The sequence below is a fragment of the Pseudomonas sp. TH39(2020) genome (assembly GCF_016650715.1).
GTDB classification, from domain to species: domain Bacteria; phylum Pseudomonadota; class Gammaproteobacteria; order Pseudomonadales; family Pseudomonadaceae; genus Aquipseudomonas; species Aquipseudomonas mandelii_C.
The window spans coordinates 253,927-276,917 of record NZ_JAEKFF010000005.1; the positions used below are offsets into that span (position 1 = coordinate 253,927).

At 60.1% G+C, this 22,991-nt stretch carries 18 protein-coding genes and 1 pseudogene; 4 read left to right on the forward strand and 15 right to left on the reverse strand.

The annotated features are described in order from the left end of the window. Positions 1-210: 210 nt before the first annotated feature. From JFU47_RS06180 to JFU47_RS06190, 3 genes are all read left to right on the forward strand, one after another. A complete protein-coding gene (locus tag JFU47_RS06180) occupies positions 211-594 on the forward strand; it encodes a VOC family protein (protein ID WP_201181841.1) in 384 nt (127 codons plus the stop codon). A gap of 226 nt (positions 595-820) precedes the next feature. Further along, positions 821-2,101 (forward strand): OprD family outer membrane porin, encoded by a 1,281-nt coding sequence (locus tag JFU47_RS06185; RefSeq protein WP_201181843.1) that lies wholly within the window; start codon positions 821-823, stop codon positions 2,099-2,101. Between the two features lie 35 nt (positions 2,102-2,136). Beyond that, on the forward strand, positions 2,137-3,444 hold the full coding sequence (locus tag JFU47_RS06190; RefSeq protein WP_242485081.1) for a Xaa-Pro dipeptidase: 1,308 nt from the start codon (positions 2,137-2,139) through the stop codon (positions 3,442-3,444). Positions 3,445-3,505: 61 nt separating this feature from the next. Here JFU47_RS06190 and JFU47_RS06195 read toward each other — a convergent pair whose 3' ends face one another. Further along, positions 3,506-4,522, reverse strand: coding sequence for a succinylglutamate desuccinylase/aspartoacylase domain-containing protein (locus JFU47_RS06195; protein ID WP_201181845.1), 1,017 nt, complete (start codon positions 4,520-4,522; stop codon positions 3,506-3,508). 108 nt (positions 4,523-4,630) lie between these two features. Between JFU47_RS06195 and JFU47_RS06200 the strand changes: the two are divergent. After that, a pseudogene (locus JFU47_RS06200) lies at positions 4,631-5,170 on the forward strand (TetR/AcrR family transcriptional regulator); the annotation flags it as partial. Here JFU47_RS06200 and JFU47_RS33055 read toward each other — a convergent pair. The 14 genes from JFU47_RS33055 to JFU47_RS06265 all read right to left on the reverse strand — a co-directional run bounded on the left by JFU47_RS33055 (position 5,126) and on the right by JFU47_RS06265 (position 22,977). Continuing rightward, entirely contained in the window at positions 5,126-6,130 is a 1,005-nt protein-coding gene (locus JFU47_RS33055) for a DMT family transporter (RefSeq protein ID WP_242485082.1), read from the reverse strand. The pseudogene JFU47_RS06200 and the gene JFU47_RS33055 sit on opposite strands and share 45 nt — an antisense overlap. Next, positions 6,130-6,828 carry an ABC transporter permease subunit gene (locus tag JFU47_RS06205; protein WP_201181848.1) on the reverse strand — a complete coding sequence of 233 codons (699 nt, stop codon included), beginning with the start codon at positions 6,826-6,828 and terminating at the stop codon, positions 6,130-6,132. The genes JFU47_RS33055 and JFU47_RS06205 overlap by 1 nt, the downstream gene beginning before the upstream one ends. A gap of 5 nt (positions 6,829-6,833) precedes the next feature. Beyond that, the gene (locus JFU47_RS06210) at positions 6,834-7,547 is read right to left on the reverse strand and encodes an ABC transporter permease (protein WP_201181850.1); all 714 of its coding nucleotides are present in this window, start codon (positions 7,545-7,547) and stop codon (positions 6,834-6,836) included. 61 nt (positions 7,548-7,608) lie between these two features. Beyond that, on the reverse strand, positions 7,609-8,391 hold the full coding sequence (locus tag JFU47_RS06215; RefSeq protein WP_201181852.1) for a transporter substrate-binding domain-containing protein: 783 nt from the start codon (positions 8,389-8,391) through the stop codon (positions 7,609-7,611). 25 nt (positions 8,392-8,416) lie between these two features. Beyond that, positions 8,417-10,420: an aminotransferase class I/II-fold pyridoxal phosphate-dependent enzyme gene (locus JFU47_RS33280; RefSeq protein ID WP_201181854.1), complete on the reverse strand. Its 2,004-nt coding sequence runs from the start codon at positions 10,418-10,420 to the stop codon at positions 8,417-8,419. 231 nt (positions 10,421-10,651) lie between these two features. After that, the gene (locus tag JFU47_RS06225) at positions 10,652-11,374 is read right to left on the reverse strand and encodes an NAD(P)H-dependent oxidoreductase (RefSeq protein WP_201181856.1); all 723 of its coding nucleotides are present in this window, start codon (positions 11,372-11,374) and stop codon (positions 10,652-10,654) included. Positions 11,375-11,383: 9 nt separating this feature from the next. Beyond that, positions 11,384-13,030, reverse strand: coding sequence for an ABC transporter ATP-binding protein (locus tag JFU47_RS06230; RefSeq protein ID WP_201181858.1), 1,647 nt, complete (start codon positions 13,028-13,030; stop codon positions 11,384-11,386). 2 nt (positions 13,031-13,032) lie between these two features. Then, complete coding sequence (locus tag JFU47_RS06235) at positions 13,033-13,860, reverse strand: ABC transporter permease (protein ID WP_201181860.1); 828 nt, start codon at positions 13,858-13,860, stop codon at positions 13,033-13,035. Then, positions 13,857-14,822, reverse strand: a complete 966-nt coding sequence (locus tag JFU47_RS06240; RefSeq protein ID WP_201181862.1) for an ABC transporter permease subunit — start codon at positions 14,820-14,822, stop codon at positions 13,857-13,859. Before JFU47_RS06240 ends, JFU47_RS06235 begins: the two co-directional genes overlap by 4 nt. Positions 14,823-14,890: 68 nt before the next feature. Next, the gene (locus JFU47_RS06245; protein WP_201181864.1) at positions 14,891-16,504 is read right to left on the reverse strand and encodes an ABC transporter substrate-binding protein; all 1,614 of its coding nucleotides are present in this window, start codon (positions 16,502-16,504) and stop codon (positions 14,891-14,893) included. Positions 16,505-16,602: 98 nt separating this feature from the next. Beyond that, the gene (locus tag JFU47_RS06250) at positions 16,603-18,018 is read right to left on the reverse strand and encodes an aldehyde dehydrogenase family protein (protein WP_201181866.1); all 1,416 of its coding nucleotides are present in this window, start codon (positions 18,016-18,018) and stop codon (positions 16,603-16,605) included. Continuing rightward, on the reverse strand, positions 18,011-19,201 hold the full coding sequence (locus JFU47_RS06255) for a pyridoxal phosphate-dependent aminotransferase (RefSeq protein WP_201181868.1): 1,191 nt from the start codon (positions 19,199-19,201) through the stop codon (positions 18,011-18,013). The genes JFU47_RS06250 and JFU47_RS06255 overlap by 8 nt, the downstream gene beginning before the upstream one ends. Before the next feature lie 58 nt (positions 19,202-19,259). Beyond that, complete coding sequence (locus JFU47_RS06260) at positions 19,260-20,867, reverse strand: 5-guanidino-2-oxopentanoate decarboxylase (RefSeq protein ID WP_201181870.1); 1,608 nt, start codon at positions 20,865-20,867, stop codon at positions 19,260-19,262. 10 nt (positions 20,868-20,877) lie between these two features. Beyond that, the gene (locus JFU47_RS06265; RefSeq protein ID WP_201181872.1) at positions 20,878-22,977 is read right to left on the reverse strand and encodes an acetate--CoA ligase family protein; all 2,100 of its coding nucleotides are present in this window, start codon (positions 22,975-22,977) and stop codon (positions 20,878-20,880) included. Between the last annotated feature and the right edge of the window lie 14 nt (positions 22,978-22,991).

The following is a 22,991-nucleotide window of genomic DNA, read 5'->3' on the forward strand; positions in this document are numbered from 1 at the left end:
AAATCTGCCGAGGCGCGCATAGCTAGTCGCTGCGCCTGGCTCCTCTGATAGTGCCAACCTTGGCTCGATGGATAGCAGTCGGCAGCTCCTGTTTTCTATGCACTCTTCACATGGGATTAATGCAGATACATCACTGTAATTACGGATGAACGGGGCACATTCTTAGCGCCAACATCGACCCACCTCGTTTCTACCAAAGAGAGCTAAAAAATGAGTGTCTTTACTCACGTTACAGTCGGCACCAATGATTTGAATAAAGCCCGCAGCTTCTACGACAACGTGCTGGGCAAACTTGGCCATAAACGTATCGCAGACCTCGCAGACAACGGTTCTATCTGGGGCGAGAACGCACCTTCTTTTTTCGTTTTAAAACCGGCTGACGGCGCACCCGCCAGCGTCGGCAATGGTGTGACCGTCAGTTTCGAGGCACCGACGCGTGCCGCAATCGACGCGTTTCATGCCGCAGCATTGGCCGCTGGCGGTACGTGTGAAGGCCTCCCTGGGCCACGTAGCTGGGCACCGGATGCCTACGCGGCGTATGCCCGTGATCTGGACGGCAACAAACTGGCTGCCTATTGCTTCAAACCCGTTTAAGCCCGGTACGAGGCCAGCCTTTGTCGGGCCGGCCTCACCCCTCTTTTTTTGCTTTTGCTAGCGGCATGGAATTCGATGCTTCACCAAATTCCCACGCTATTGCTCACCGCAGAAATGATCGCTGACTCTAGACATTTCGGTATGGATTGATTTCAGGAGACTGATTACCACTGAGCTGTACAGGCGCGTCTATAGAACAATAAGAATAAAAACCCAGAGGCCTCCAATGAAGAAGCGTCCACTGTTGGGTCTGTTTATATTTTCGATGTCCGCAAGTTCTTTGCAAGCACAGGCTGACGAAACCCAAGAAGGTTTTGTCGAGGGCGGAGCCGCCAAGTTGATTGCGCGCAATATGTATTTCAATCGAAACTCATTGTCTGATTATCCCGATTCCCGAGGGTGGGGACAGGGTTTCCAGTTGGACTACCAATCCGGTTTCACCCCAGGCGATATCGGATTCGGTGTTGATGCAAGTGCCTACACTGCTTACAAGTTGGATGGTGGGCGTGGCACCGTGGGCACGGGGATGTTCCCCGCCGAAGGTGAGGGAGAAAGAACCGAGTCCTCTACGCTGAATGCGTCGGTAAAAATGAAATGGTCGAGCACGATTATAAAGTATGGCGATCTGCGTCCTTATAATCCTGTGTTCGCAACGCCCGACTTAAGATTGATGCCGATGACCACAAGGGGCTTTCAATTATTAAGTGATGATATCGACAAGGTCAGTATCGATATCGGGCATTTTTATTCCTCCCGAGGTTATACAACCACAAATCACAACGAGGGGTTCATGGCCGGGTACGCTGGGGTGGACGCCGGCGACGTGGACTACGCCGGGTTGACGTACCAGCCCGTCGATGAGGGTAGCGTTGCCTTTTATGCGTCTCGCGCAGAGGATCTGTGGCGTCAGTTCTACGTCAATGCCAATTACATCTTCCCCCTGAAAGCAGAACAAACACTGAGTTTTGATTTCAATCTCTATCGCTCACTCGATGAAGGGCAGGCCCGGGCCGGTGCAATAAATGTCACGACCTGGTCGTTAGCGACCGCTTATGGCAATGGCCCACACACTTACACGTTGTCCTTACAAAAAATACACGGCAGTCAACCGTTCGACTATTTGATGGGTTCAGATGGGACTTACATGGACTCCATCTACCTGGCGAACTCTTCGCAATATGGGGACTTCAATGGCCCCGGAGAAAAGTCGGTAGGGCTCGGTTATGCCTATGACTTCGGAAGTACTGGCGGATTGCACACAACACTTGGGCTTCGTTATGTCTATGGGTTTGATATCGATAATGAGAAAGTCGACCCGGAGGGCCTATACGCCTATTTCGCTCATTCAGATAAACAGATAGAGCGAGATATCGACCTGAAAACCGTTGTTGAAACGGGTGCACTGAAGAATCTGTCCGTGCGAGTACGCTATGCCGAGCATGCATTTACCGGTGACAGCGTGAAACAACTAAGAATAATCACAGAGTTTCCGCTGGATCTATTTTGAAGAGATGTCCCTGCGTTCAAAACAAGAGGTCTTACATGAAAAACTTTTCAGTAAAGTGCATTGCGTTGGCCGTAACACTCTCGTCGATGGCATTAACTGCTCAAGCCGACACGGTCTACATTCACGCCGGCCGCCTGGTGGATGTCGAGCGAGGCAAGGTGTTGACCGATCAACGCATCAAAGTGGAGGGCGAGCGCATCGTTGCCGTGGAGCCCTGGAGTGCACCAGCGGCCAATAGCAAAGTCATCGATTGGTCGACCAAAACCGTGTTGCCAGGTCTGATCGATATGCACACGCATATCTCCGATTGGGACATGACCAACAACGTGGCAGAGCCGCTCCTGCATTCGCCTCAGGATGTCGCGCTGATGGGCGCGAAACACGCCTATCAAACGTTGCGCGCGGGTTTCACAACCGTGCATGACCTTGGCACCTACCGCGCTTTTACCGATGTCGCGCTTCGTGATGCGATCAACGCCAACCGGGTGCTGGGGCCAAGAATGAACGTGGTCGGCGCGTACATCACCGTTGCGGGCGGTGGTGGGGAAGTGACGGGATTTGCGCCAGGTGTGGAGATTCCGGCGGATATGCGAGTCGGGGTTTATCGTGATGCCAATGATGCGAAAGCGAAAACCCGCTATCTGTTCCAGCACGGCGTGGACACTATCAAGATGATGGCCACCGGCTCGGTACTGGCCGAAGGGACTGAACCGGGTCAAATGGAAATGACCGAAGAAGAAATGCGCGCGGTGGTGGAGGAAGCCAAGATTCACAAAAGCTATGCCACCGTGCATGCCCATGGTGCGGAAGGAATCAAGGCCGCTATCCGTGCCGGCGTAAAATCTGTTGAACATGCCTCGCTGCTGGATGACGAAGGCATCAAAATGGCGAAAGAAAAAGGCACCTACCTGGTGATGGATATCTATAACGGTGACTACATCGATGAGGTCGGTCGCAAGGAAAACTGGCCGGAGGATTACTTGCGCAAGAACACCGAGACCACTGACGTACAGCGTCAGGCATTTCGCAAAGCGGTCAAGGCTGGGGTGAAGATTGCCTATGGCACCGACGCGGGTGTTTATCCAATTGGCACGAATGCCAAACAATTCACCTACATGGTGAAGTTCGGAATGACGTCAATGCAGGCGATCCAGTCCGCCACTGTGGTCGCTGCCGACTTGCTCAATTGGCAGGAGGATGTAGGCGCCGTCAGCGCGGGTCGCTACGCCGACATGATCGCGGTCGACGGCGATCCGATTGCTGATATTTCGATTCTTGAGACCCTCCCCGTGGTGATGAAGGGTGGTGCGATTGTGCCTTCTGACCTCTCGATCGGACAGTAAAAGGAGCAAAAATCGGGGCGTATGATTCACCGTAGTGAACGTCGCCCCACAACTGCCGGCTCTAGTTCGGGTCCAGCAGCCCTCCGCTCCAGTTCCGCGACAAGCGAGTGCCAGTGAACTTCGCCACCCCCATGCCCTGGGAAATCAAACGATCCCGATAGCATGTGATCAGGCGCCCGGTTTGCTCGGCGAACAGCACCACTTCGGAGCTCGGATCACCCGGTCGACGCAAGATTCGCGCAAAACACTGTCCTTCTTCGACGACATCGCCCAGTTCCTTTTCAAAGATCAGCACCCCCGGTTGCGGTGCAAGAATGGTCTCCATGTGTCCCATGTCCACGGCTTCAACGGGCCAGTCAGCCGGTGACACCGCATCGTCGATGACCCCATTTGCGCACAGCCAGGCATACAGCCCCTCGGCATCCTGCTCGGCGAATCGATCACTGACGTCGCCCTGCCCCCGCAGCTCAAGGGTCGCGGCCATGTGCTGATCGGTGGTGCCATCGCGCAGCCACGGCGCAATGATGGTCTCCTCGAAGGAGCCATCGCCACCGTCGTCCCAGATGATCGCCACGTCCATCTTCATCGCCGCCGCAAGTTCACGGCCACGGGGCCAGAAACTGCGGTGTACATAGAGGTATGGCAGCGCTTCATCGTCAGTGTGCAGGTCGAGCATCAAGTCCGCCGACGCCGCCAGTTGCACCAGTTTTTTTTGCCACTGATGAACGTTGGTTGAAGGTCGTTCCATCGCCGCCGACCGGTCGAATCCGCGATTGAAGTTCTGTCCGGTCGCATCGTGATATCGCCCGAGGATCCGCCCTTGGAAAAACTGCCCGATGCCCAAGGGATTGGCCTGTGGCACCACGGTCACACTGCCCTTGAACCGGCCCTGTGCTTCAGCCGCGTGAAGACGTTGCATCAACAGATGCAAGACCAGCATCCCGGCGATTTCGTCAGCATGCACCCCGGCCTGCAAATGCACCGTCGGCCCATGGCCGTCGCCCACGAAACGCCAGGCACCGACCTGCACCGCGTCGCCGTTATTGTTGAGTACGTCGAACGAAACATCCTGGACCATGTGTTTGCCCTCCCGTCATGACTGTTAAACATCGTCGCTGCCGATACTGGAGATTGAACGCCTGTTCAACTAAGCTCGCCAACGAGCAGCTACTTCAAGGAATTTTTTGTGACTACCATCGCCCCGAAAAACCGCCGCGCCGATCCCGACGAACGCCGCGAACTGCTGGTTGCCGCGACCTTGCGCTGTCTGGTCCGCGATGGCCACGCCGGGATTTCCGTGCGGCGCATCGCTACCGAGGCCGGAGTGTCCGTTGGCCTGCTCAATCACCATTTCGGTAGCATCGATGCGCTGATCGCCGACACCTACCACAAGCTCGCCAGTGAACTCACCACTGCCCTGCTCCACGAAATCCACCAGGCCGGGACACCGGCACAAAAGATGGATGCATTCCTGGTCGGTTCTTTTTCACCGCGGGTCATGGACCCGAAACTGCTGGGTGCCTGGGTGGTTTTCTGGAGCCTGATCCGCCACTCCGACCACGTCAGCCAGTCCCACGAAAAAAGCTACGGTGCCTACCTCGACCTGCTGCGCCGGCTGCTCGATGACCTGGCGGCCAGCGAAGGTTTCACGATCCTCGACACCCGCCTCGCCGCCATCGGTTTATCGGCGATGCTTGACGGCCTCTGGATCGAGTGGTGCCTGAACCCCGAGACCTTCAGTCCCGCCAACGGCCTCCACATCTGCCGCTGCTGGATAAAGGGGCTGCGACACGGAGCATTCGGAGCCGACGACGTCCTGTGACGGGTGCCGACCGAAGATCATCGCCAAGGTGCCGCTGACCGCGATCAGACCGGCGCCGATCATCAGCGACACATCCATCAGCGTGCCCCAGATCAGGCTCGACAACAGGAACGCCCAGATCAGCCCGGTGTACTCGAACGGCGCCAGCACGGTCGCGGTGGCGCGCTGGAAACTGGCGAACAACAGGAACTGCCCGATACCGCCCATCAGCCCTGCGCCGATCATGCTTAACCAGGCGGGAGTTGGTGTCGGGGTGTACGTCCAGGGCAACGCCACCGTCATGCAGATGACAAACACCACATTGGTGATCAGCATCTGTTCCAGCACCGAGGTCTGGTCATCCACCTGGCGTAACTGGATGTAGGTAAACGCCCAGCACATCGCCGCCAACAGCGTCAGAACAATGGGTAACGGATCGGCCATGTTATTGGGGCGACAGGCAATCACCACGCCGACAAACCCGATAATCAGGGTGAACCACTGCCAACCGGTGACGCGCTCCTTGAGAATCACCGTCGCCAGCACCGTCACCATGATCGGTGCCGAGAAATACAGGGTGGTCATTTCCGCCAGCGTCAGGTCCCTGGCCGCTGTGTAATACATCAGCCATGCGGCGATCGACAGCAAGCCGCGCACCACCAGCAAACGCCGACTGGGCGAGCACCATGCCCGTTGAACCAATTGCAGGCGGCCCACCAGCAAACAAGCGACCGTTACTACAACCGCGCGCCAGAACAGGATCGTGAACACCGAATAATCGTCCACCAGCCACTTGATGCCCGCGTCCTGCAAGGACAGAAATGCGTAGCCCAAAGTGCACAGGCCAATGCCTTGCAACGAGCGGTCAACCAGTGGCTTATTCATCATGCGGACCTGCGTACTGGCGTTCCCCGCCGTTCGGCAAACGCAAACAACGCCTCGATCAGGAATGTCAGGCAGACGTACACGCCGGCCACCAGCAGCAACGGCTCATACACTTGCAGCGTCTGGGCCCGCACCACGTTGGCCGCGCCCAGCAAGTCGATTACTGCGATGGTCGATGCCAGTGCCGTGGATTTGAGCAGCATCACGGTTTCCCCGGCCAAGGTTGGCAACAGCAAGCGCAGCGCCCGAGGCAAACGCACCCGCAACAGAGCTTGACGCGCAGTCATGCCAAACGCCGAAGCGGCTTCCATTTCGCCTTTGGGCACCGCCAGCAGGCCACCGCGAATCACTTCGCCCACGTACGCACCCACCGATATCACCAGGGCGAACACGATGTACCAGTAACCGTCACGCAGATAAGACCAGAAAAAACTGCCCCGTATCAGAGGAAACTGCGCAAACAGACTGCCCAGGCCGTAGTAGAAAATGTAGATCTGGATCAGCAACGGTGTACCGCGCGTCACGCTGGTATAGAACAGACTGACCTTGGCAATCACTTTGTTTTTCGAAATCCGCGCCAGCGCCACAAGCACCGCCAGCACGAAACCGAACACAGAGGAAATCAACAGAATTTCGATGGTTGTCTGCAACCCTCGAATCAACAACGATGCGTATTCAACTGTCCACGCTGGAATCATTTCATTCACTCAGCCAAAGGCATCCAGCGACGAATACGTCGCTCTAGCCGTCCCGACAGATAGTTGGACACCAGAGTCACTGCGTAGTACAGCGCCGCGGCCGTGAGGTAGAACAACAGATATTGGCGTGTCGACCCCGCCGCTTGCTTGGCGGTGTACAACAACTCGTTGGTGCCAACCACGCTGATCAACGCACTGTCCTTGATCAGGTTGATCCACAGGTTCGACATCCCCGCCATTGCATAAGGCGCCATGATCGGCAACGTCACACGCCGAAACAGTCCAAAGCCGTGCAGGCCGAACGCCTTCCCGGCTTCGATCTGGCCATAAGGAATCGCCTGTATCGCCGCCCGGAAAATTTCCGACGCGTACGCGCCCTGCACCAATCCCAGCACCACAATCGCCGCCAGTGGCCCGCTGACATTCACTGCGCCGTAACCCAACCACTCCATCAACGAATTGAGGAGCATGGAACCGACATAGAACAGCAACAGGATCATCAACAACTCTGGTACGGCGCGGAACAACGTGGTGTAACCACGCGCCAGTACCGCAATCGGCTTGGGCGCACCCAATTTGAGGCAGGCGACTACCAATCCGACGATCAGCCCGACCACAAAGGCCCCGGCCGATATCTGCAGGGTCATCAGGAGCCCCTTCAGCAGCGCCCCGCCCCACCCTTGTTCGCTGAAACCGATCATCTCGAACATCGTTGGCATTTCAGTCTCCAGTTAGCGAAATCACTGTCCAACACCCGCTCCCACAGGTTCGGTGTCCAGGTCAGAACGTCGGCTTCACGCTGGTACCGAAGTAGCTCTGGGACAAGTCGTCATAGTCCTTGCTCGCCAGCAAGGTCTTGATGGCCTTGTCGAGTCTGGCCTTAAGTTCGGTGTCATCTTTGCGCAGGCCGGCGCCCACACCTTTGCCGAAGATTGGGTCATAAGGCACCGCGCCGAGGTAGGCCAGGTCTTTTGCGTCCGCAGTCTTGACGAAGGCCGTCATGGCCGTGCCATCCGCCATCATCAGGTCGATTCGACCGGCAATCAGGTCGGCGTTGGCCGAGTCCTGCGTGTCGTAATACTTAACGTCGGCAATTTTCTCGTAGTACGTCTTCAGGAAGCTGGCGCTCACTGTCGAGTTCTGCACGCCGATGGTCTTGCCCTTGAGATCATCCGGATACTTTTTCACCGAAACATCCTTCGGTCCGACAATCGCAATCACCGAGTCGTAATACGCCTTGCTGAACGCGATTTGTTTTTCGCGCTCCTCGGTCACCGACATCGAGGAGAAAATCACGTCGATCTTCTTCGCCAGCAGCGACGGAATGATTCCGTCCCACGCCACTTCCTTGATCTCGCACTCGGCTTTCATTTCGCTGCACAGCTTGTGGATCAGGTCGACCTCAAAGCCCTTCCACTCACCGTTGGCCTGTTTCTCGGTGTACGGCGGATAGGGCTCGGCCGCGACCGCGAAGCGGATCGGTTGGGCTTGCGCCGCGCTCATGCCAGCGAGCATTACGCACGCCACGCCGGTCAACCAGTTTGCCAAACGTCGATTTCCCATGATTTTTCCCCGTCTTTTGTTGTTATTAGCGAGTCTGATGAGCGTTGACGAATTGTCGGCAACGCTCGCTGCGTGGGTGTACGAACACTTCGTCCGGCGAACCGGTTTCCTCGATTAGCCCTTGATGCAAAAAGGCGACTTTGGAAGAGACATCACGTGCGAAGGCCATTTCATGGGTCACCAGGATCATGGTCCGGCCTTCTTCGGCGAGAGAGCGGATCACCCGCAGCACTTCGCCGACCAGTTCCGGGTCGAGTGCCGAGGTGGGTTCATCGAACAGCATGACTTTGGGTCGCATGGCCAAGGCACGGGCGATGGCCACCCGTTGTTGTTGTCCCCCGGAAAGAAACGCCGGGTACTCGTTACGCTTGGCTGCAAGCCCGACACGTTCGAGCAAGGCTTCGGCCCGTTCAGTGGCTTCGGCACGGCTTTCACGCAGGACCTGGGTCGGCGCTTCGATAAGGTTTTCCAGCACCGTGCGATGGGGCCAGAGGTTGAAGTTCTGGAACACCATGCCCAGGCTCGAACGGATACGAACCAGTTGCTTGGCGTCAGATACCAGCGGTAGACCGGGGCGGGTCTGGTTGACGTGGATGCTTTCGCCGTCCACTAGAATGCGGCCCTGATCCGGCACTTCGAGCATGTTGATGCAACGCAGCAAGGTACTTTTACCCGAGCCGCTGGCACCGATCAGCGAGATCACCTCCCCTTCGCGGGCGGTCAGGGACACGCCCTTGAGCACCTCGATATTGCCAAAGCGTTTATGCAGTTGCTCGACCTCGATCATGGTTCGGGCCGCAACGGGCGCCGCCACAGCTTCACGGGTCACGCGTGCAATGACGGGCCGCGGCGCTTCGCCGTTGAGCACCAGGACGAAATCGCGGATACGCTGACAGGCCTCGGCCAGCCGCTCTTCACCGAGGGTGAACGACAGACGCACAAAACCTTGTGCGGGTTCGCCGAAGGCGGCCGCGTCCAGCACCGAGACGCGCGCCTCGCGCAACAGCCGCCAGGCGAACTCCAGCGAGGTCAGGCCGGTGCCGCGTACATCCACCAGCACAAACATGCCGGCATCGGGTTTGAGCACTGAAATCCCCGGGCAATCCGAAAGACCTGCCACCACCAGATCACGCCGACGACGATAGATATCGCGCATGCCGTGAGTCACTTCTTCATGGGCCTGCACGGCCTTGAGCGCGGCCTCCATGGCAAACCCCGGCAAACCGTACAACATGCTCAACACCAGGGTTTCGGCATGCGCGACCAATGCCTGATCGGCAACGATCCAGCCAATGCGCCAGCCGGTCATGGCATGGGATTTCGACAGACTGCCAATCACCACGCAACGCTCGGCCATGCCGGGCAACGCCGCCAGGCTCAGATGGTTACGCTCGAACGTCAGGCTTTCATAGACTTCGTCGACCACGACCCACAGGTCATTGGCTATGGCAAGGTCGGCGATAGCTTGCAGCTCTTCGCGGTTCATCACCACGCCAGTGGGATTGTTCGGGTTGGAGAAGAACATCGCCCTGGTCTTCGGGGTGATTGCCTTGGCCAGCATGGCGGCATCGACGCGAAAATCATCATCCGCCGAGCAGGCCACCCGCACCAGCGTGGCGCCGGAGGCCTTGAGCGTTGCTTCGTAGGTCACGTACATCGGATCGAGGGCGATGACCTCGTCGCCGGCAGTGAGCAGGCACATCGAAGCTGCAAACAGCGCGTTTTGCGCCCCGGCCACGACGATGACGTTTGACGCTTGCAACGCGCGATCGAACAGCTTGCCGTAGCGCGCGGCGATGGCTTCGCGCAAGGCCATGCGACCGGCGATTTCGGTGTAGTGAGTGTCACCTTCACGCAGGGCCTGGATGGCGGCATCGGTGATGAAGTCGGGCGTGGGGAAATCCGGATCACCGACGCTAAGAATGATTACATCCTCGCCACGGCGTCGTGCTTCAAACGCGGCGTAATGAATATCCCAGGCAGCAACTCCTTGCCCTGAGATTCGCTCAACAAAGGGTGAAAACCGCATGCCAGTGCCTCGTTCGAAGTGAAGAAACGCAAGCCCGCAACCAACCGGGAGAGAGATGTGAAACGAACATAGACCAAGCTGAACACTCGTTCAACAGAAAAATTCTCAGGGTTCGCGTTCAGCGTAAACAGGTCGTTTTTACGACAGTCGTGGCGTTTTTGCGTATCGGGTTGACTGATAGTGCCGACGCTTTCGCAGGCAAGCCCGCTCCCACAAGGGTTGTGGTGTTGATCAGGCATCGTCAACGGCCGTTTTTTGTAGTGGATAGAGCTTTTCATCGAACTGCGACAACTTCGGAAACACCAAGGGTTGATCGTCATTCAGATGCTCCAGGCGCTTGGCATAGTCCACCAGGAACTCTTTGCGCGCCTCGTCGCTGATGTACGGCACATGCCAGGCGACAAAAGGTTCCAGCACATCAAACCCGACGTACGCCAAGGTGCCGCGCAGGATCGGCCGCAGCATGTCCTCCAGCGGACCGTGAATCGCGTCGTCGCCGAACATGTGGTCGCGACCGCCCAAGGTGACGGTGACCAGTGCCTTCTTGCCGCTCAGGCCACCCTGATCGTAGAAGCGCTTGCCGCCGTAGCAGATGCCGGACACCAGCACCCGGTCGATCCAGCCCTTGAGCATGGCCGGGGTGGAGAACCAGAAAATCGGGAAGTTGAGGATCAACAGGTCGGCCCACAACAGTTTGTCCAGTTCAGCGTGGATATCCGCCGCCAACGATTGGCTTTTCACGCCCAAACGTTGCTCAAGCGCATACACCAGGTACTCGGGATTTTCCCGCGACGAGAAGTCGTCGGCGCTGGCCACCGGGTTCCAGTTCATCTTGTACAGGTCACTGACCTGCACCTCATGGCCCTGGGCTTCAAGGGTGGCGACAGCCTGATCACGCAGGGCCGCTGTGAAGGATTTTGGCTCGGGATGAGCGTGGACGATCAGTACTTTCATGGCGATTCCTTAGACTTTTTCCAGCGTAGGGTTTGTATTCGTGGCGGCGCGACTGGCCAGCAAGCGGTCGAGCCAGTCGGGGTCCATTTGCGGTTCCGATGAGAACAGCAGCCCGGTGTAGTCCTGGTGCGGCGGGGTGAAGATCGCACTGCGCGAACCGTGGTCCACCACCCTGCCCCGTTGCATCACCAGCACCTCATCGGCAATCGCGCGCACGGTGGCGACATCGTGGGTGATGAACAGGTAGGTGACGCCCAGTTGCTGCTGAATACGGTTGAGCAACTTGAGCACGCCTTCGGCCACCAGTTGATCCAGTGCCGAAGTGACTTCGTCGCAAATGATCAGGCGCGGATCGGCCGCGAGCGCCCGGGCGATGCACACCCGTTGTTTCTGGCCGCCGGACAGTTCACGGGGTTGACGCTCCATGAAAGTCGCCGGGTCCAGTTCGATCATCTCCAGCAGCTCGGCGACACGTGCCCGCATGGCCTTGCCCTTGAGCCCCAGATAGAACGTCAGCGGGCGGCCGATGATGTCGACGATGCGCTGGCGTGGATTGAGCGCCGTATCGGGGATCTGGTAGATCATCTGGATGCGCCGCAGTTGCTCCTTGCTGCGCTGACGAAAGTCCGCCGGCAGTGGCTCGCCGTCATACAGCACCTGGCCGGCCGTCGGCGTTAGCAGGCCGGTAATCAAGCGCGCCGTGGAGCTTTTGCCGCTGCCGGACTCACCGATCACCGCCAATGTCTGGCCACGGTAGAGCTTCAACGAAACATCGTGCAGCACCGGTTGATGACCGTAGCTTGCGGAACAGGCGCGCAATTGCAGCAAGGGTTTTTCCTGCTGCGGGCAAGCCTTGGGTTCGGTGCGAAAACTGCGCACCGCCCACAATGACTTGGTGTAGTCCTCCTGCGGGTCGCGGAGCATCTTGCGGGTTTCGGCCTCCTCCACCAGTTTGCCGTGGCGCAGTACCATGATGCGGTCGGCCATCTGCGCCACCACGGCCAGGTCGTGGCTGATGTAGATCGCCGCGCTGCCGTAGGTCGCGATCGCGTCTCGGATCGCCGCCAGCACTTCGATCTGGGTAGTGACGTCCAGCGCGGTGGTCGGTTCGTCGAAGATAATCAGGTCCGGGTGACAGGCCATGGCCATCGCGGTCATGACCCGCTGCAACTGGCCACCCGACACCTGATGCGGGTAACGCTGGCCAATCTGCTCGGGATTGGGCAGGCACAGCACCCGATACAGCTCCACCGCTTCACTCATGGCCCGGGCACGGCTCATGCCGCCGTTTTTCACCGCGGTTTCCACGTGCTGATCAATCAGCCGATGGGCCGGGTTGAACGAGGCCGCCGCGCTCTGCGCAACGTAGGCAATGCGCAAGCCGCGTAATTTGCGCAGGGCTTCGGGTTTGGCGTTCAGCAGGTCGATACCGTCGAAGTGCACCGAACCGCCAGTGATCCGGCAGCCGTCGCGGGTGTAGCCCAAGGCTGAAAGGCCGAGGGTCGATTTGCCCGCGCCTGACTCACCGATCAGCCCCAGCACCTCGCCCCGTTGCAGGGTCAGGTCGATGCCCTTGATCAGCGGATGCCAGGCGTCTTCGTAATGGCCTTCGATGTGCAGGTCGCGGATTTCCAGCAAGGGTTTGGATGTCGTCATGTTCAGCATACCTTGAGGCCGCTGGATTTGTGCAGCATCCAGTCGACGACGCAATTGACGCTCACCGTGATCAACGCCACGGCCAGGGCGGGCAGCAACGGGCTGATGTCGCCAAAGGTGATCAACACGGCGTTGTCGCGCACCATGCTGCCCCAGTCAGCGGTGGGCGGTTGAATGCCCAGGCCGAGGAACGACAGCGCGCTGATGAACAGGAACACGAAGCAGAAACGCAGGCCGAATTCGGCAATCAACGGCGCCGCTGCGTTTGGCAGCACTTCGCGGGTGACCAGCCACCACAGGCCTTCACCCCGCAGGCGCGCGGCTTCGACGAAGTCCTGCACCACCACGTTCATCGCCACCGCCCTCGAGAGACGAAACACCCGGGTCGCATCCAACAGCGAAATCACCAACACCAGCGAAGTCGCCGTGGTGCCGACCACGCTGAGGATCAGCAAGGCAAAAATCAGTTGCGGAATGGCCATCAGGATATCCACCACCCGCGACAAACCCTGATCGACCCACCCGCCCTTGATTGCCGCGATCAGCCCGCTCAGGCCGCCGAGCAGGAATGCCAGCACCGTGGTCAGGAAGGCAATGCCCAAGGTGTTGCGTGCGCCGTAGACCAGGCGACTGAGCATGTCTCGTCCCAGGTTATCGGTGCCCAACAGGAACTGGCCGCCCCACGGCGCGAAGCCCTCGCCCACCACCTGGGTTTCGCCGAACGGCGCCAATACCGGCGCAAGCAAAGCCACCAGGATGTAGACCACGATTACCAACAGGCCGAATTTCGCGCTCAGCGGCGCTTGCACTAATTGTTTGAACAGGCTCATGGCTTACCCTTCGGATGCATCAGGCGTGGATTGCTGGCGATGGACAGTACATCGGCGCTGGTATTGAGCAGGATGTACGTCGCGGCGAAGATCAGGCTGCAGGCCTGCACCACCGGGATATCGCGCTTGGCCACCGAGTCCACCAACAACTGGCCGAGTCCGGGATAAACAAACACCACTTCGACCACCACCACACCGACCACCAGGTACGCCAGGTTCAGCGCCACCACATTGACAATCGGTGCCAGGGCATTGGGCAAGGCATGACGGAAGATGATCCGCGACTGGCTGATGCCCTTAAGCCGGGCCATTTCGATGTACGGGCTGGCCAGCAGGTTGATCAGAGAGGCGCGAGTCATACGCATCATCTGCGCGATCACCACCAGGCTCAGGGTGGCGACCGGCAGTACTGAACGTTCCAGTACCGTGCCAAGGGAGGCGTCCGGCGACAGGTTGGAAATGCTCGGAAACCAGTTGAGCTTCACCGCGAACACCAGGATCAGGAGGTAGGCGACAAAGAACTCGGGGAACGACACCGCACTCAGGGCCGAGGTATTGAGCAAACGGTCGAACCAGCTGTTGCGATACAACGCCGCGAGCATCCCCAGCACCAAGGCCAGCGGCACCGACGCCAGCGCCGCCAGCAACGCCAGGCTGAAAGTGTTGCCCAGGCGTGTGCCGACCAGTTCGGCGATTGGTCGCTGGTTGGCCAGCGACGCGCCGAGGTCACCTTGCAGCAGGTTCCAGATCCAGTGCCCGAAACGGGTCAGCGGCGGCAGGTCCAGGCCCAGTTGCGCGCGGAACGCCGCCACGGTTTCCGCAGTGGCGGACTGGCCGAGCATGGCCTGGGCGATGTCGCCCGGCAGCATGCCGACCGCGAGAAAAATGATCACTGATACCGCGAAGAGCGATAACAGCCCCAATGCCAAACGCTGCAACAGCAGCTTTAAAATACTATTCACCGCACAGCTCCTCGAAATGGGCACGTTAGTGAAGACCACGTATCTCTACTGTTCTGACTATCCCGGCTTTACGCCTGCCACCAACGCTCGATCACGCGCAGTCCATCCAGCTCACCATACGGCGCAGTCTGCCCACCGTGGCTGACGCGGTTGGAACGGGCCGCCACGGAGCTGGCGAACAGTGGCACGATCGCCCCGCCGTCATCCCGGCACAGCGCCTGCATTTCGTTGTACATTTCGCGGCGTAGCGGGTCGTTCATCTCGCCCCGTGCGGCGTTGAGCAATTGGTTGAAACGCGGGTTGTCCCAGTGGGTTTCGTTCCAGGCCGCGCCCTTGGCGTAACCAATGCTGAACATGCGGTCCGCGGTCAGGCTGCTGTACCAGAACGAGGTAGTGAAGGGTTGTTTCATCCAGACATTGGAGAAATAACCATCGGAGGGTTCGCGCACCACATCGATGTCGATCCCCGCCGCACGTGCCTGCTCCTTGAACAGCACCGAGGCGTCCACCGCGCCGGTATACGCCGCATCGGAGGCTTGCAGGCGTACCTTGAGCGAATCCAGGCCGGCCTTTTTCAGGTAGAAACGCGACTTGTCCGGATCGTAGCTGCGTTGCTCCAGCGCAGTGTTGATGAAGCGGCTGCCCGGCTGGATCGGGTGATCGTTGCCCACCAGACCGTAACCGTACAGTACCGAAGCGAGCAGGGTTTCGCGGTTGATCGCGTGCTTCATCGCCATGCGCACGTCGTTGTTCTGGAACACCTGGCTGTCGGTGAGCATCGGGAAGGTGTAGTGCTGCGCGCCCTTGGTTTCTTCGATGACCAGGTTCGGGTTGCGTTTGAGCAGCGCCACGGTTTTCAGGTCGACCTTGTTGATCACGTCCACTTGCCCGGTGACCAACGCGTTGATTCGCGCGGCGCCATCGGCGATCCCGATCAGTTCGGCGCTGGCGAAGTGCGCGCGGCCCGGTTTCCAGTAATCCGGGCTGCGCTCCAGGGTCATGCGCACGCCCGGTTCGAAGTCCTTGAGGCGATAACCGCCGGTGCCGACACCGGCCTGCCAGTCTGGCACCCCGTCCTTGCTCGGCATGATCACCAGATGGTAATCAGCGACCACATAGGTGAAGTCAGCGTTGCCCGAATGCAGTTCGAACACCACGCTGTCGCTGCCGTTGGCGCTGACCTTGGCTACATCGCCCAACACGGTTTTGGCCGCCGAACTGGATTTATCCCCGAGGTGATGCTGGATCGAGGCGACCACGTCGTCGGCGGTCAGGGTCTTGCCTTTGTGGAAGGTCACGCCCTGGCGCAATTTGAAGGTCCAGACTCGTGCGTCCGGGGTCGACGTCCAGCTTTCGGCCAGTTCGGGGATCGCCGTGCCGTCGACAGCAATTTCGGTCAGGGTGTTATAAATCGCCGAGAAACCGACAAAGGTGAAGGTATCGACCCAGGAGCCGGGGTCTTTCGAGTCGGTGGTGCTTCCACCGGCCAAGCCAAGGCGCAACACACCACCGGGTTTTGGTGTTGCATCCTCGGCGAAGGCACCCAATGGCAGGCCCATGGAGAACGCCCCGGCCACCGCTGCGGCGGTTGCGCTGTACTTCAAGCTCCCTATAAGAAAATCTCGACGCGGGAAACTTGATTCTTGGTTCGCTTGAGTAATCTTGTTTTTGTTATCGCTCATTGCATTGCCCCTGATCGAAAGCTAATGAAATAACCCTTCAAAACCACGCAAGGCACCGGGCCATGGCCCGGTGCGTAAATCGTTCAAATCGCCAACCGTCACACCTGGATCGCCTTCACTTCGACGAATTCGTTGAGCCCCTCTTCCCCCCATTCACGTCCATTTCCGGATTGTTTGTAGCCCCCGAACGGCGCCTGATAGTTGAACGCCGCACCATTGAGAAAACACTGGCCCGCCCGCAATTGCCGCCCCAGTTGCAAGGCACGCTCGGTGGTGCCGGCCCAGACGCCGCTGGATAGGCCGAACGGCGAGTCGTTGGCGATCTGGATCGCCTGCGCCTCATCGGCATAGGGGATCAGGCACAGCACCGGGCCGAAGATCTCTTCCTGGGCGATGCGCATGCTGTTATTGACGTCAGCGAACAGCGTCGGGCTGACGTAGTAACCACGCTCCAGGCCCGGCGTCGAATCGCCCCCGCACAACAGACGCGCGCCTTCCTCCTGACCGACCTTGATGTAATCGAGCACGGTGCGCCGTTGCCCCGCCGAACACATCGGGCCAAGGAAGCTCTGCGGATCGAGCGGATCGCCCATGCGCAGGCTCAGGGTTTCCTCCAACGCAATTTCAACCGCTTCGGCATAACGGCTGGCGGGCAGCAGCATGCGGGTCAACGCGGTGCAGGTTTGCCCGGAGTTGATCATCACGTCCTGCACGCCGTAGCGCACGGCGGCGTCCAGATCCGCATCCTCGGCGATCAGCAGCGCCGACTTGCCACCGAGTTCCAGGCATACCCGTTTCACCGAAGGCGCCGCCGCTTGCGCAACGCGCACACCAGCGCCGGTGGAACCGGTGAACGACACCATGTCCACGTCCGGGTGTTTGGCCAGCGCTTCGCCGACCTTCGTACCCGGCCCGCTGACTAGGTTAAATACACCGGCCGGCAAGCCGATATCCTCGATCATCTGCGCCAGCAAAAACGCATGCAGCGGGGTGTCCTGGCTTGGCTTGACCACCACCGTGCAACCGGCGGCCAGCGCCGGGCCGAGCTTGCCGATCAGTTGGTGCAGCGGATAGTTCCACGGGTTGATGAACGCGCAGACGCCTACCGCTTCGCGGATCACCAGCGAGTTGCCGACCTCGCGCACTTCGTCCATCAAACCGGCGAGTTCGACGTACTGCTCCAGGCCGATGATCGGCCCGTCCACTTGTACCGAACGGCTCCATTGCACCGGCATGCCCAGTTCGGTGGTGATCACCGCCGCCATTTCGTCGGCACGGGTTTGCAGTTGTTCGGCAAGTGCACGGATGTACCCGGCGCGCACGCTGGACGGTGTACGCGACCACGATGCAAAGGCCTTGCGCGCCGCCGCCACCGCATTGTCGACATCGCGTTCATCGCCCAGCGGCACGCTGCCGGCGACTTCCTCGGTGGCCGGGTTGATCACCTCGGCGACGCCTTGCCCGGACGGGGTTTGCCAGCGTCCATCAATGAACAGTGATTGGTGATTAAGCATGTACCTGAACCTCCATCAATTCGTGAGCACAACGGGCGATGCGCTGGCAGGCATCACGCAATGGCGCGGCCCCCACCACCAACCCGATTCGGATGTGACCGGCCGCGCTCGGACCAAAGGCTTCGCCGGCCAGGACCGAGACGCCATGGCGATCGAGCAAACGATCAGCGAACGCTTGGGCGCTGAGCCCGGTTTCGCGGATATCGACCATTACGAACATCCCGCCATCGGGTTTCAAGGCGCGCACGCCGGGGCAATCGCCCAGGCTTTCGCAGACCAGATCGCGGCGTTGGCGATAGGCTTCGCGCATGGCGTCCAGTTCCGGCAGCTGGCTTTCCAGCGCCACCACGGCGGCGTCCTGGATGAAATCGGGCGAGCCGTAGAGCATGCACAGCGCCAGGTTTTCCAGATGCGCGGACAACGAGGATGGCGCCATCACCCAGCCGACGCGCCAGCCGGTCATGGCGTGGGATTTCGACAGGCTGTTGAGCGTCGCGGTGCGTTCGGCCATGCCCGGCAAACTCGCCGGACTGACGTGTTCGCCTTCAAACAGCAGCTCGCTGTAAACCTCATCGGAAATCAGCCACAGGTCGTGGGCGATGCACAATTCGGCCACGGCCTGCCAGGTGCTGCGCGGCAGGCTCGCCCCCGATGGGTTGTGCGGGCTGTTCAGCGCCAGGGCGCGGGTACGCGGGGTGATACGGCTGGCGACGTCTTCGGGCAGCACGCGAAAACCGTTTTCCGAACGCACCGGCACTGGCACCACTACGGCGCCGCAGGCACCGAACACCGCTGCGTAGGTGACGTACATCGGTTCGGCGACGATCACTTCATCACCCGGATTGAGCACGCACTGGGCCACACTGAACAGTGCGCACTGCGCGCCGGCCAGCACCGTTACCTCATCCGCCGTCACCTGTTGCCCACTGCGTTGCCCGTAGCGTTTGGCGATGGCTTCACGCAAGGCGCGCTTGCCGCGCACCTCGGCGTAGTGAGTATTGCCGGACAACAAACTGTCGATGGCACCCTGCACGATGGGCGGCGGCGTATCGAAGTCCGGGTCGCCCACCGACAGCAGCAAGATGTCTTCGCCCTGCTCGCGCATTGCCAGTGCGCGGTAATGAATATCCCAGGCGGCGGCGCCGTCACCGGCGACACGTTGAGTCAGATCGGAAAAGCGCATGGTTCTGTTCCCTTAAAAGAAGCCCCTTTAAAAAAGCCCCGCTAAACAAAGGTGAAAATCAGTTCGCACAGGCATGCTTGAATTCGATCAGGGTCACACCGTTGCGTTTGAAACCGTGGCGCAGATCAGTTTGCAACTCGGCCAGGCTTTGCGGCTGGTTCACGGTGCAACCGAAAGCGCGACCGAGAGCGGCGAAATCCGGGTTGCGCGGCAGCACGCCGATCGGTTCGATGTCCAGGCCGAGCATGTCGTCGCGGATCTGCCCCAAGGCGTCGTTATTCCACAACAACACTACCAGCGGGCTGTCCAGCTCCTCGACCGCCGTCGCCAGTTCCTGCGCGGTGTAGAGGAAACCGCCATCACCCACCAGCACCAACCCCGGACGTTGCGGCGCGCCAAACTTGGCGCCGATGCCGGCGGGCAAGCCGTAACCCAAGGTGCCGTAACCGGTCGGGTGCAACCAACTGCGTGGCGCCAGTGAATCGAAGGCGTAGTTGCCGGTGTAGGCCAGCTGGGTCATGTCGGTGCTGATGAAAGCGTTGGCCGGCAGTTCGGCAGCAATGCGCTGCAGAATCGCCTGATGGACCGACTGCAACGGCCCGTGACCGTTTTTCACAGCCTCACGCAGCGCCGCTACCGAGGCAATCGCCGCGCTGGCATCACGCACGTCCGGCGACAGGCGTTCCAGCAGCGCCGCCAGCGTCTGTTGCGAATCACCGTGCAACGCCACCGCGCATGGATAGAAGTCGTTGAATTTGCGCGGATCGATGTCCACTCGCAGCAGTTCGGCGTTGAGTGGCAGGCGTTCGCGCCAGAAATCGGTGTCGGCCATTTCGGTGCCGACCGCCAGCACGACATCGGCCTCGGCGATCAGGTTCCAGCCCGGTTCCACGCACAGCGACGAACCGGCATTGAGCGGTGCGTCCGGTGGCAGCAGGCCTTTACCGGCGACACTGGTGAACAGCGGCGCGGCCAGGCGGATGCTGAGTTCTTGCAACTGCGATGCGGCATTCAATGCGCCGCCGCCCGCGATGATCATCGGCCGTTTCGCGCCATGCAGCTTGGCTACCGCTTCGTCCAGCACAGTCGCGGCTGGCGTGCCGCGACCCGGACGACGCACTACGTCGTTGCTCCAGTCGCGGGCAACCGGTGCCGACAGCACATCCAGCGGCACCGAAATGTGCACCGGGCGCGGACGCTCACTGTCGAACACTGCATAAGCGCGGGCGATCAGTTCCGGCAAGTCTTCGGCGGTCAACGCCACCGCCGAGAACGCGGTGATTGGCGCGGTCATCGCACGCTGATCCTGCGTTTCGTGCAGGCAACCCCAGCCCTTGCCGAGGCTGGCGCTGTGGTTGACGCTGGAAATCACCAGCATCGGAATCGAATCTGCGTAGGCCTGGCCAATGCCGGTGGCGGCGTTGGTCACGCCGGGGCCGGTAATGATGAAGCACACGCCGGGTTTGCCGCTCACCCGCGCATAGCCGTCGGCCATGAAACTGGCGCCCTGCTCATGGCGAGTCAATACGTGGCGAATGCCGCTGCCGGGCAAGCCGCGATACAGCTCCAGGGTGTGTACGCCGGGAATGCCGAACACGGTGTCGACGCCGTAGTTGGCCAGCAGACGCACCAGCGCCTGGCCACCCGTCAAGGTTTTGCTTTGCATGTTCAGGTCCTCACGCATGGCCGAGGCGAATCAACGCGTCGACCGCAGTCGTGCCATCGGCGCCGACCAACAATGGGTTCACATCAAGTTCCAGCAATTGTCCGGCGTTCTCGCAGGCGTATTCGGCTACCGCACCGATCGCCGCCACCAAGGTGTCCAGATCCGCCGCTTCGCGACCACGAAAACCTCGCAACAATGCGGCGCTGCGCAGGCTCAGCAAGGCCTGGCGAATCGCCCCGTCGGTGGTCGGCAGCAACAGGCTGCGACTGTCCTTGAGCAACTCCACCAGAATGCCGCCGGCGCCAATCACCAAAGCCAGGCCGAAATCGTTTTCGCGCTTGATGCCGACAATCAGCTCCGCCAGCGGCGGCTTGGCCATCGGTTCCAGCAGCACCTGATCGAAAGGCACGCCAGGCGCGTAAGCGGCGATGCTGGCGCGCATTTTTTCCAGGGCAACGCTTAACGCGGCGCCATGCTTGAGGTTCAGTGCCACGGCACCGGCCTCGGTCTTGTGCGGCAACTGCGCGCTGACCGCTTTGAGCACCAATGGATAGCCCAACGCTTCGGCGTCCTTCAGTGCTTTGTCTGGCGTACTCAGTACACCGTTGGGCGTCGGCAGGCCAAACTCGCGCAGGGCCTGCTTGGAATCCCATTCATTGAGCAACTGCCCTTCGCCTTCCAGCGCCTGCGGACAGAGTGGCACCAGAGCCGATTCGCCCAATGCCAACAACGCCTGACGATTGCGCTGATAACCGGCGATACGGCCCCAGGCCGCCAAACCGTCTTCGACACCCTGCAACGCCGCCACACCTTGCCCGTGCAAACGCTCGCGGGCATGAGCTGGCAGTAACTCGGGGAAGGCCGAGGTGACAAAACCGGTCTTGCCGTGACGCACCAGCGCCTCGCAGTACAGATCCAGCAACAGGTCACATTCCTTGCGCTCGCCGGTAAATTGCGCCGGGTAATCGAGCACCAGCATCGCCGCATCCGCTTCAGTGCGCAGAGCGCTGTCGAGCATGCGGTTCAAGGCTTCGCCGTCGCCCCAGATCGCTGTGGTGAAGTCCAGCGGGTTGACCAGGTTGGCGTAGCTCGGCAGTACCTGGGCCAGCTCGCCGACTTGTCCTTCGTCGAGTTTTGGCAGGCTCAGTTCATTGCGTTCGGAGTAATCGGCAATCAACCCCGCGTCGCCACCGGAACAGGCCAGCGCGATCAGGCTGTTGCCCGCTGGCAGGTTGCCGCAGGCCGCGGCTTTCAGGGTTTCGACAAAACTCACCGGACCACTGACGCGAATCACTCCGAGCCTTGCGAACAAAGCGTCGTACAGCGCATCGGAACCGGACAACGAACTGGTGTGACTCAGGGCCAGTTCGGCGCCGATCTGCGACACGCCGGTTTTCAGAGCAATGATCGGAATGCCCTTCTCCAGTGCCTTGTGCGCGGCGCGGGCGAAACCCGGTACGTTTTTCAAGCCTTCCATATGCAGGCCGATGGCGGTGACCCGTGGCTCATCAAGCAACACATCCATCAATTCGGCCACGCCCAGTTGCGCCTGATTGCCGACCGAGGCCATGTAGGCCACCGGCAGCGAGCGGTCACTCATGGACAGGTTGTAGGCGAAGTTGCCGCTCTGGGTCAGCACGGCCACGCCCTTCTCCACCGCTTTGCCGCCGTGGGCCACCGGCCACAGCGCGGAGCTGTGCAGGTAGTCGAGCAGGCCGTAGCAGTTGGGGCCGAGCAACGCCATGTCGCCAGCGGCTTCGAGCAGTTGCTGTTGCAGGGCCTGGCCTTCGGCACCGGTCTCGGCAAACCCCGAGGCGTAGCAGATCGCGCCACCCGTACCGACGGCGGCGAGTTCGGCGACGCAGGTCAGGGTCAGCTCACGGTTGGTCGCGATGAACACCGCGTCCGGGCCGCACGGCAAGTCCGCAATGTTGCGCAAGCACGGTACGCCTTCGAGGCTGTCGTGCTGCGGATTGACCAGCCACATTTGCCCTGGGTAACCGCCGTCGGCACAGCGCTTGAGCGCGCGGGCCATGCTGCGGCCACCGACAAACGCCACGTGCCGCGGGGCGAGCATGCGTTTGAGGTTGTCACGAATCGTTTGCGACATGGGAATTCTCCGGG

Coding starts and splice junctions, on each gene's coding strand:
- JFU47_RS06185 (WP_201181843.1), top strand. CDS start 821: ATGAAGAAGCGTCCACTGTTGGGTCTGTTTATATTTTCGATGTCCGCA.
- JFU47_RS06180 (WP_201181841.1), top strand. CDS start 211: ATGAGTGTCTTTACTCACGTTACAGTCGGCACCAATGATTTGAATAAA.
- JFU47_RS33280 (WP_201181854.1), bottom strand. CDS start 10,420: ATGCGGTTTTCACCCTTTGTTGAGCGAATCTCAGGGCAAGGAGTTGCT.
- JFU47_RS06265 (WP_201181872.1), bottom strand. CDS start 22,977: ATGTCGCAAACGATTCGTGACAACCTCAAACGCATGCTCGCCCCGCGG.
- JFU47_RS06205 (WP_201181848.1), bottom strand. CDS start 6,828: ATGATTCCAGCGTGGACAGTTGAATACGCATCGTTGTTGATTCGAGGG.
- JFU47_RS06230 (WP_201181858.1), bottom strand. CDS start 13,030: ATGACGACATCCAAACCCTTGCTGGAAATCCGCGACCTGCACATCGAA.
- JFU47_RS06210 (WP_201181850.1), bottom strand. CDS start 7,547: ATGCCAACGATGTTCGAGATGATCGGTTTCAGCGAACAAGGGTGGGGC.
- JFU47_RS06190 (WP_242485081.1), top strand. CDS start 2,137: ATGAAAAACTTTTCAGTAAAGTGCATTGCGTTGGCCGTAACACTCTCG.
- JFU47_RS06235 (WP_201181860.1), bottom strand. CDS start 13,860: ATGAGCCTGTTCAAACAATTAGTGCAAGCGCCGCTGAGCGCGAAATTC.
- JFU47_RS06215 (WP_201181852.1), bottom strand. CDS start 8,391: ATGGGAAATCGACGTTTGGCAAACTGGTTGACCGGCGTGGCGTGCGTA.
- JFU47_RS06245 (WP_201181864.1), bottom strand. CDS start 16,504: ATGAGCGATAACAAAAACAAGATTACTCAAGCGAACCAAGAATCAAGT.
- JFU47_RS06195 (WP_201181845.1), bottom strand. CDS start 4,522: ATGGTCCAGGATGTTTCGTTCGACGTACTCAACAATAACGGCGACGCG.
- JFU47_RS06250 (WP_201181866.1), bottom strand. CDS start 18,018: ATGCTTAATCACCAATCACTGTTCATTGATGGACGCTGGCAAACCCCG.
- JFU47_RS06260 (WP_201181870.1), bottom strand. CDS start 20,867: ATGCAAAGCAAAACCTTGACGGGTGGCCAGGCGCTGGTGCGTCTGCTG.
- JFU47_RS06255 (WP_201181868.1), bottom strand. CDS start 19,201: ATGCGCTTTTCCGATCTGACTCAACGTGTCGCCGGTGACGGCGCCGCC.
- JFU47_RS06225 (WP_201181856.1), bottom strand. CDS start 11,374: ATGAAAGTACTGATCGTCCACGCTCATCCCGAGCCAAAATCCTTCACA.
- JFU47_RS33055 (WP_242485082.1), bottom strand. CDS start 6,130: ATGAATAAGCCACTGGTTGACCGCTCGTTGCAAGGCATTGGCCTGTGC.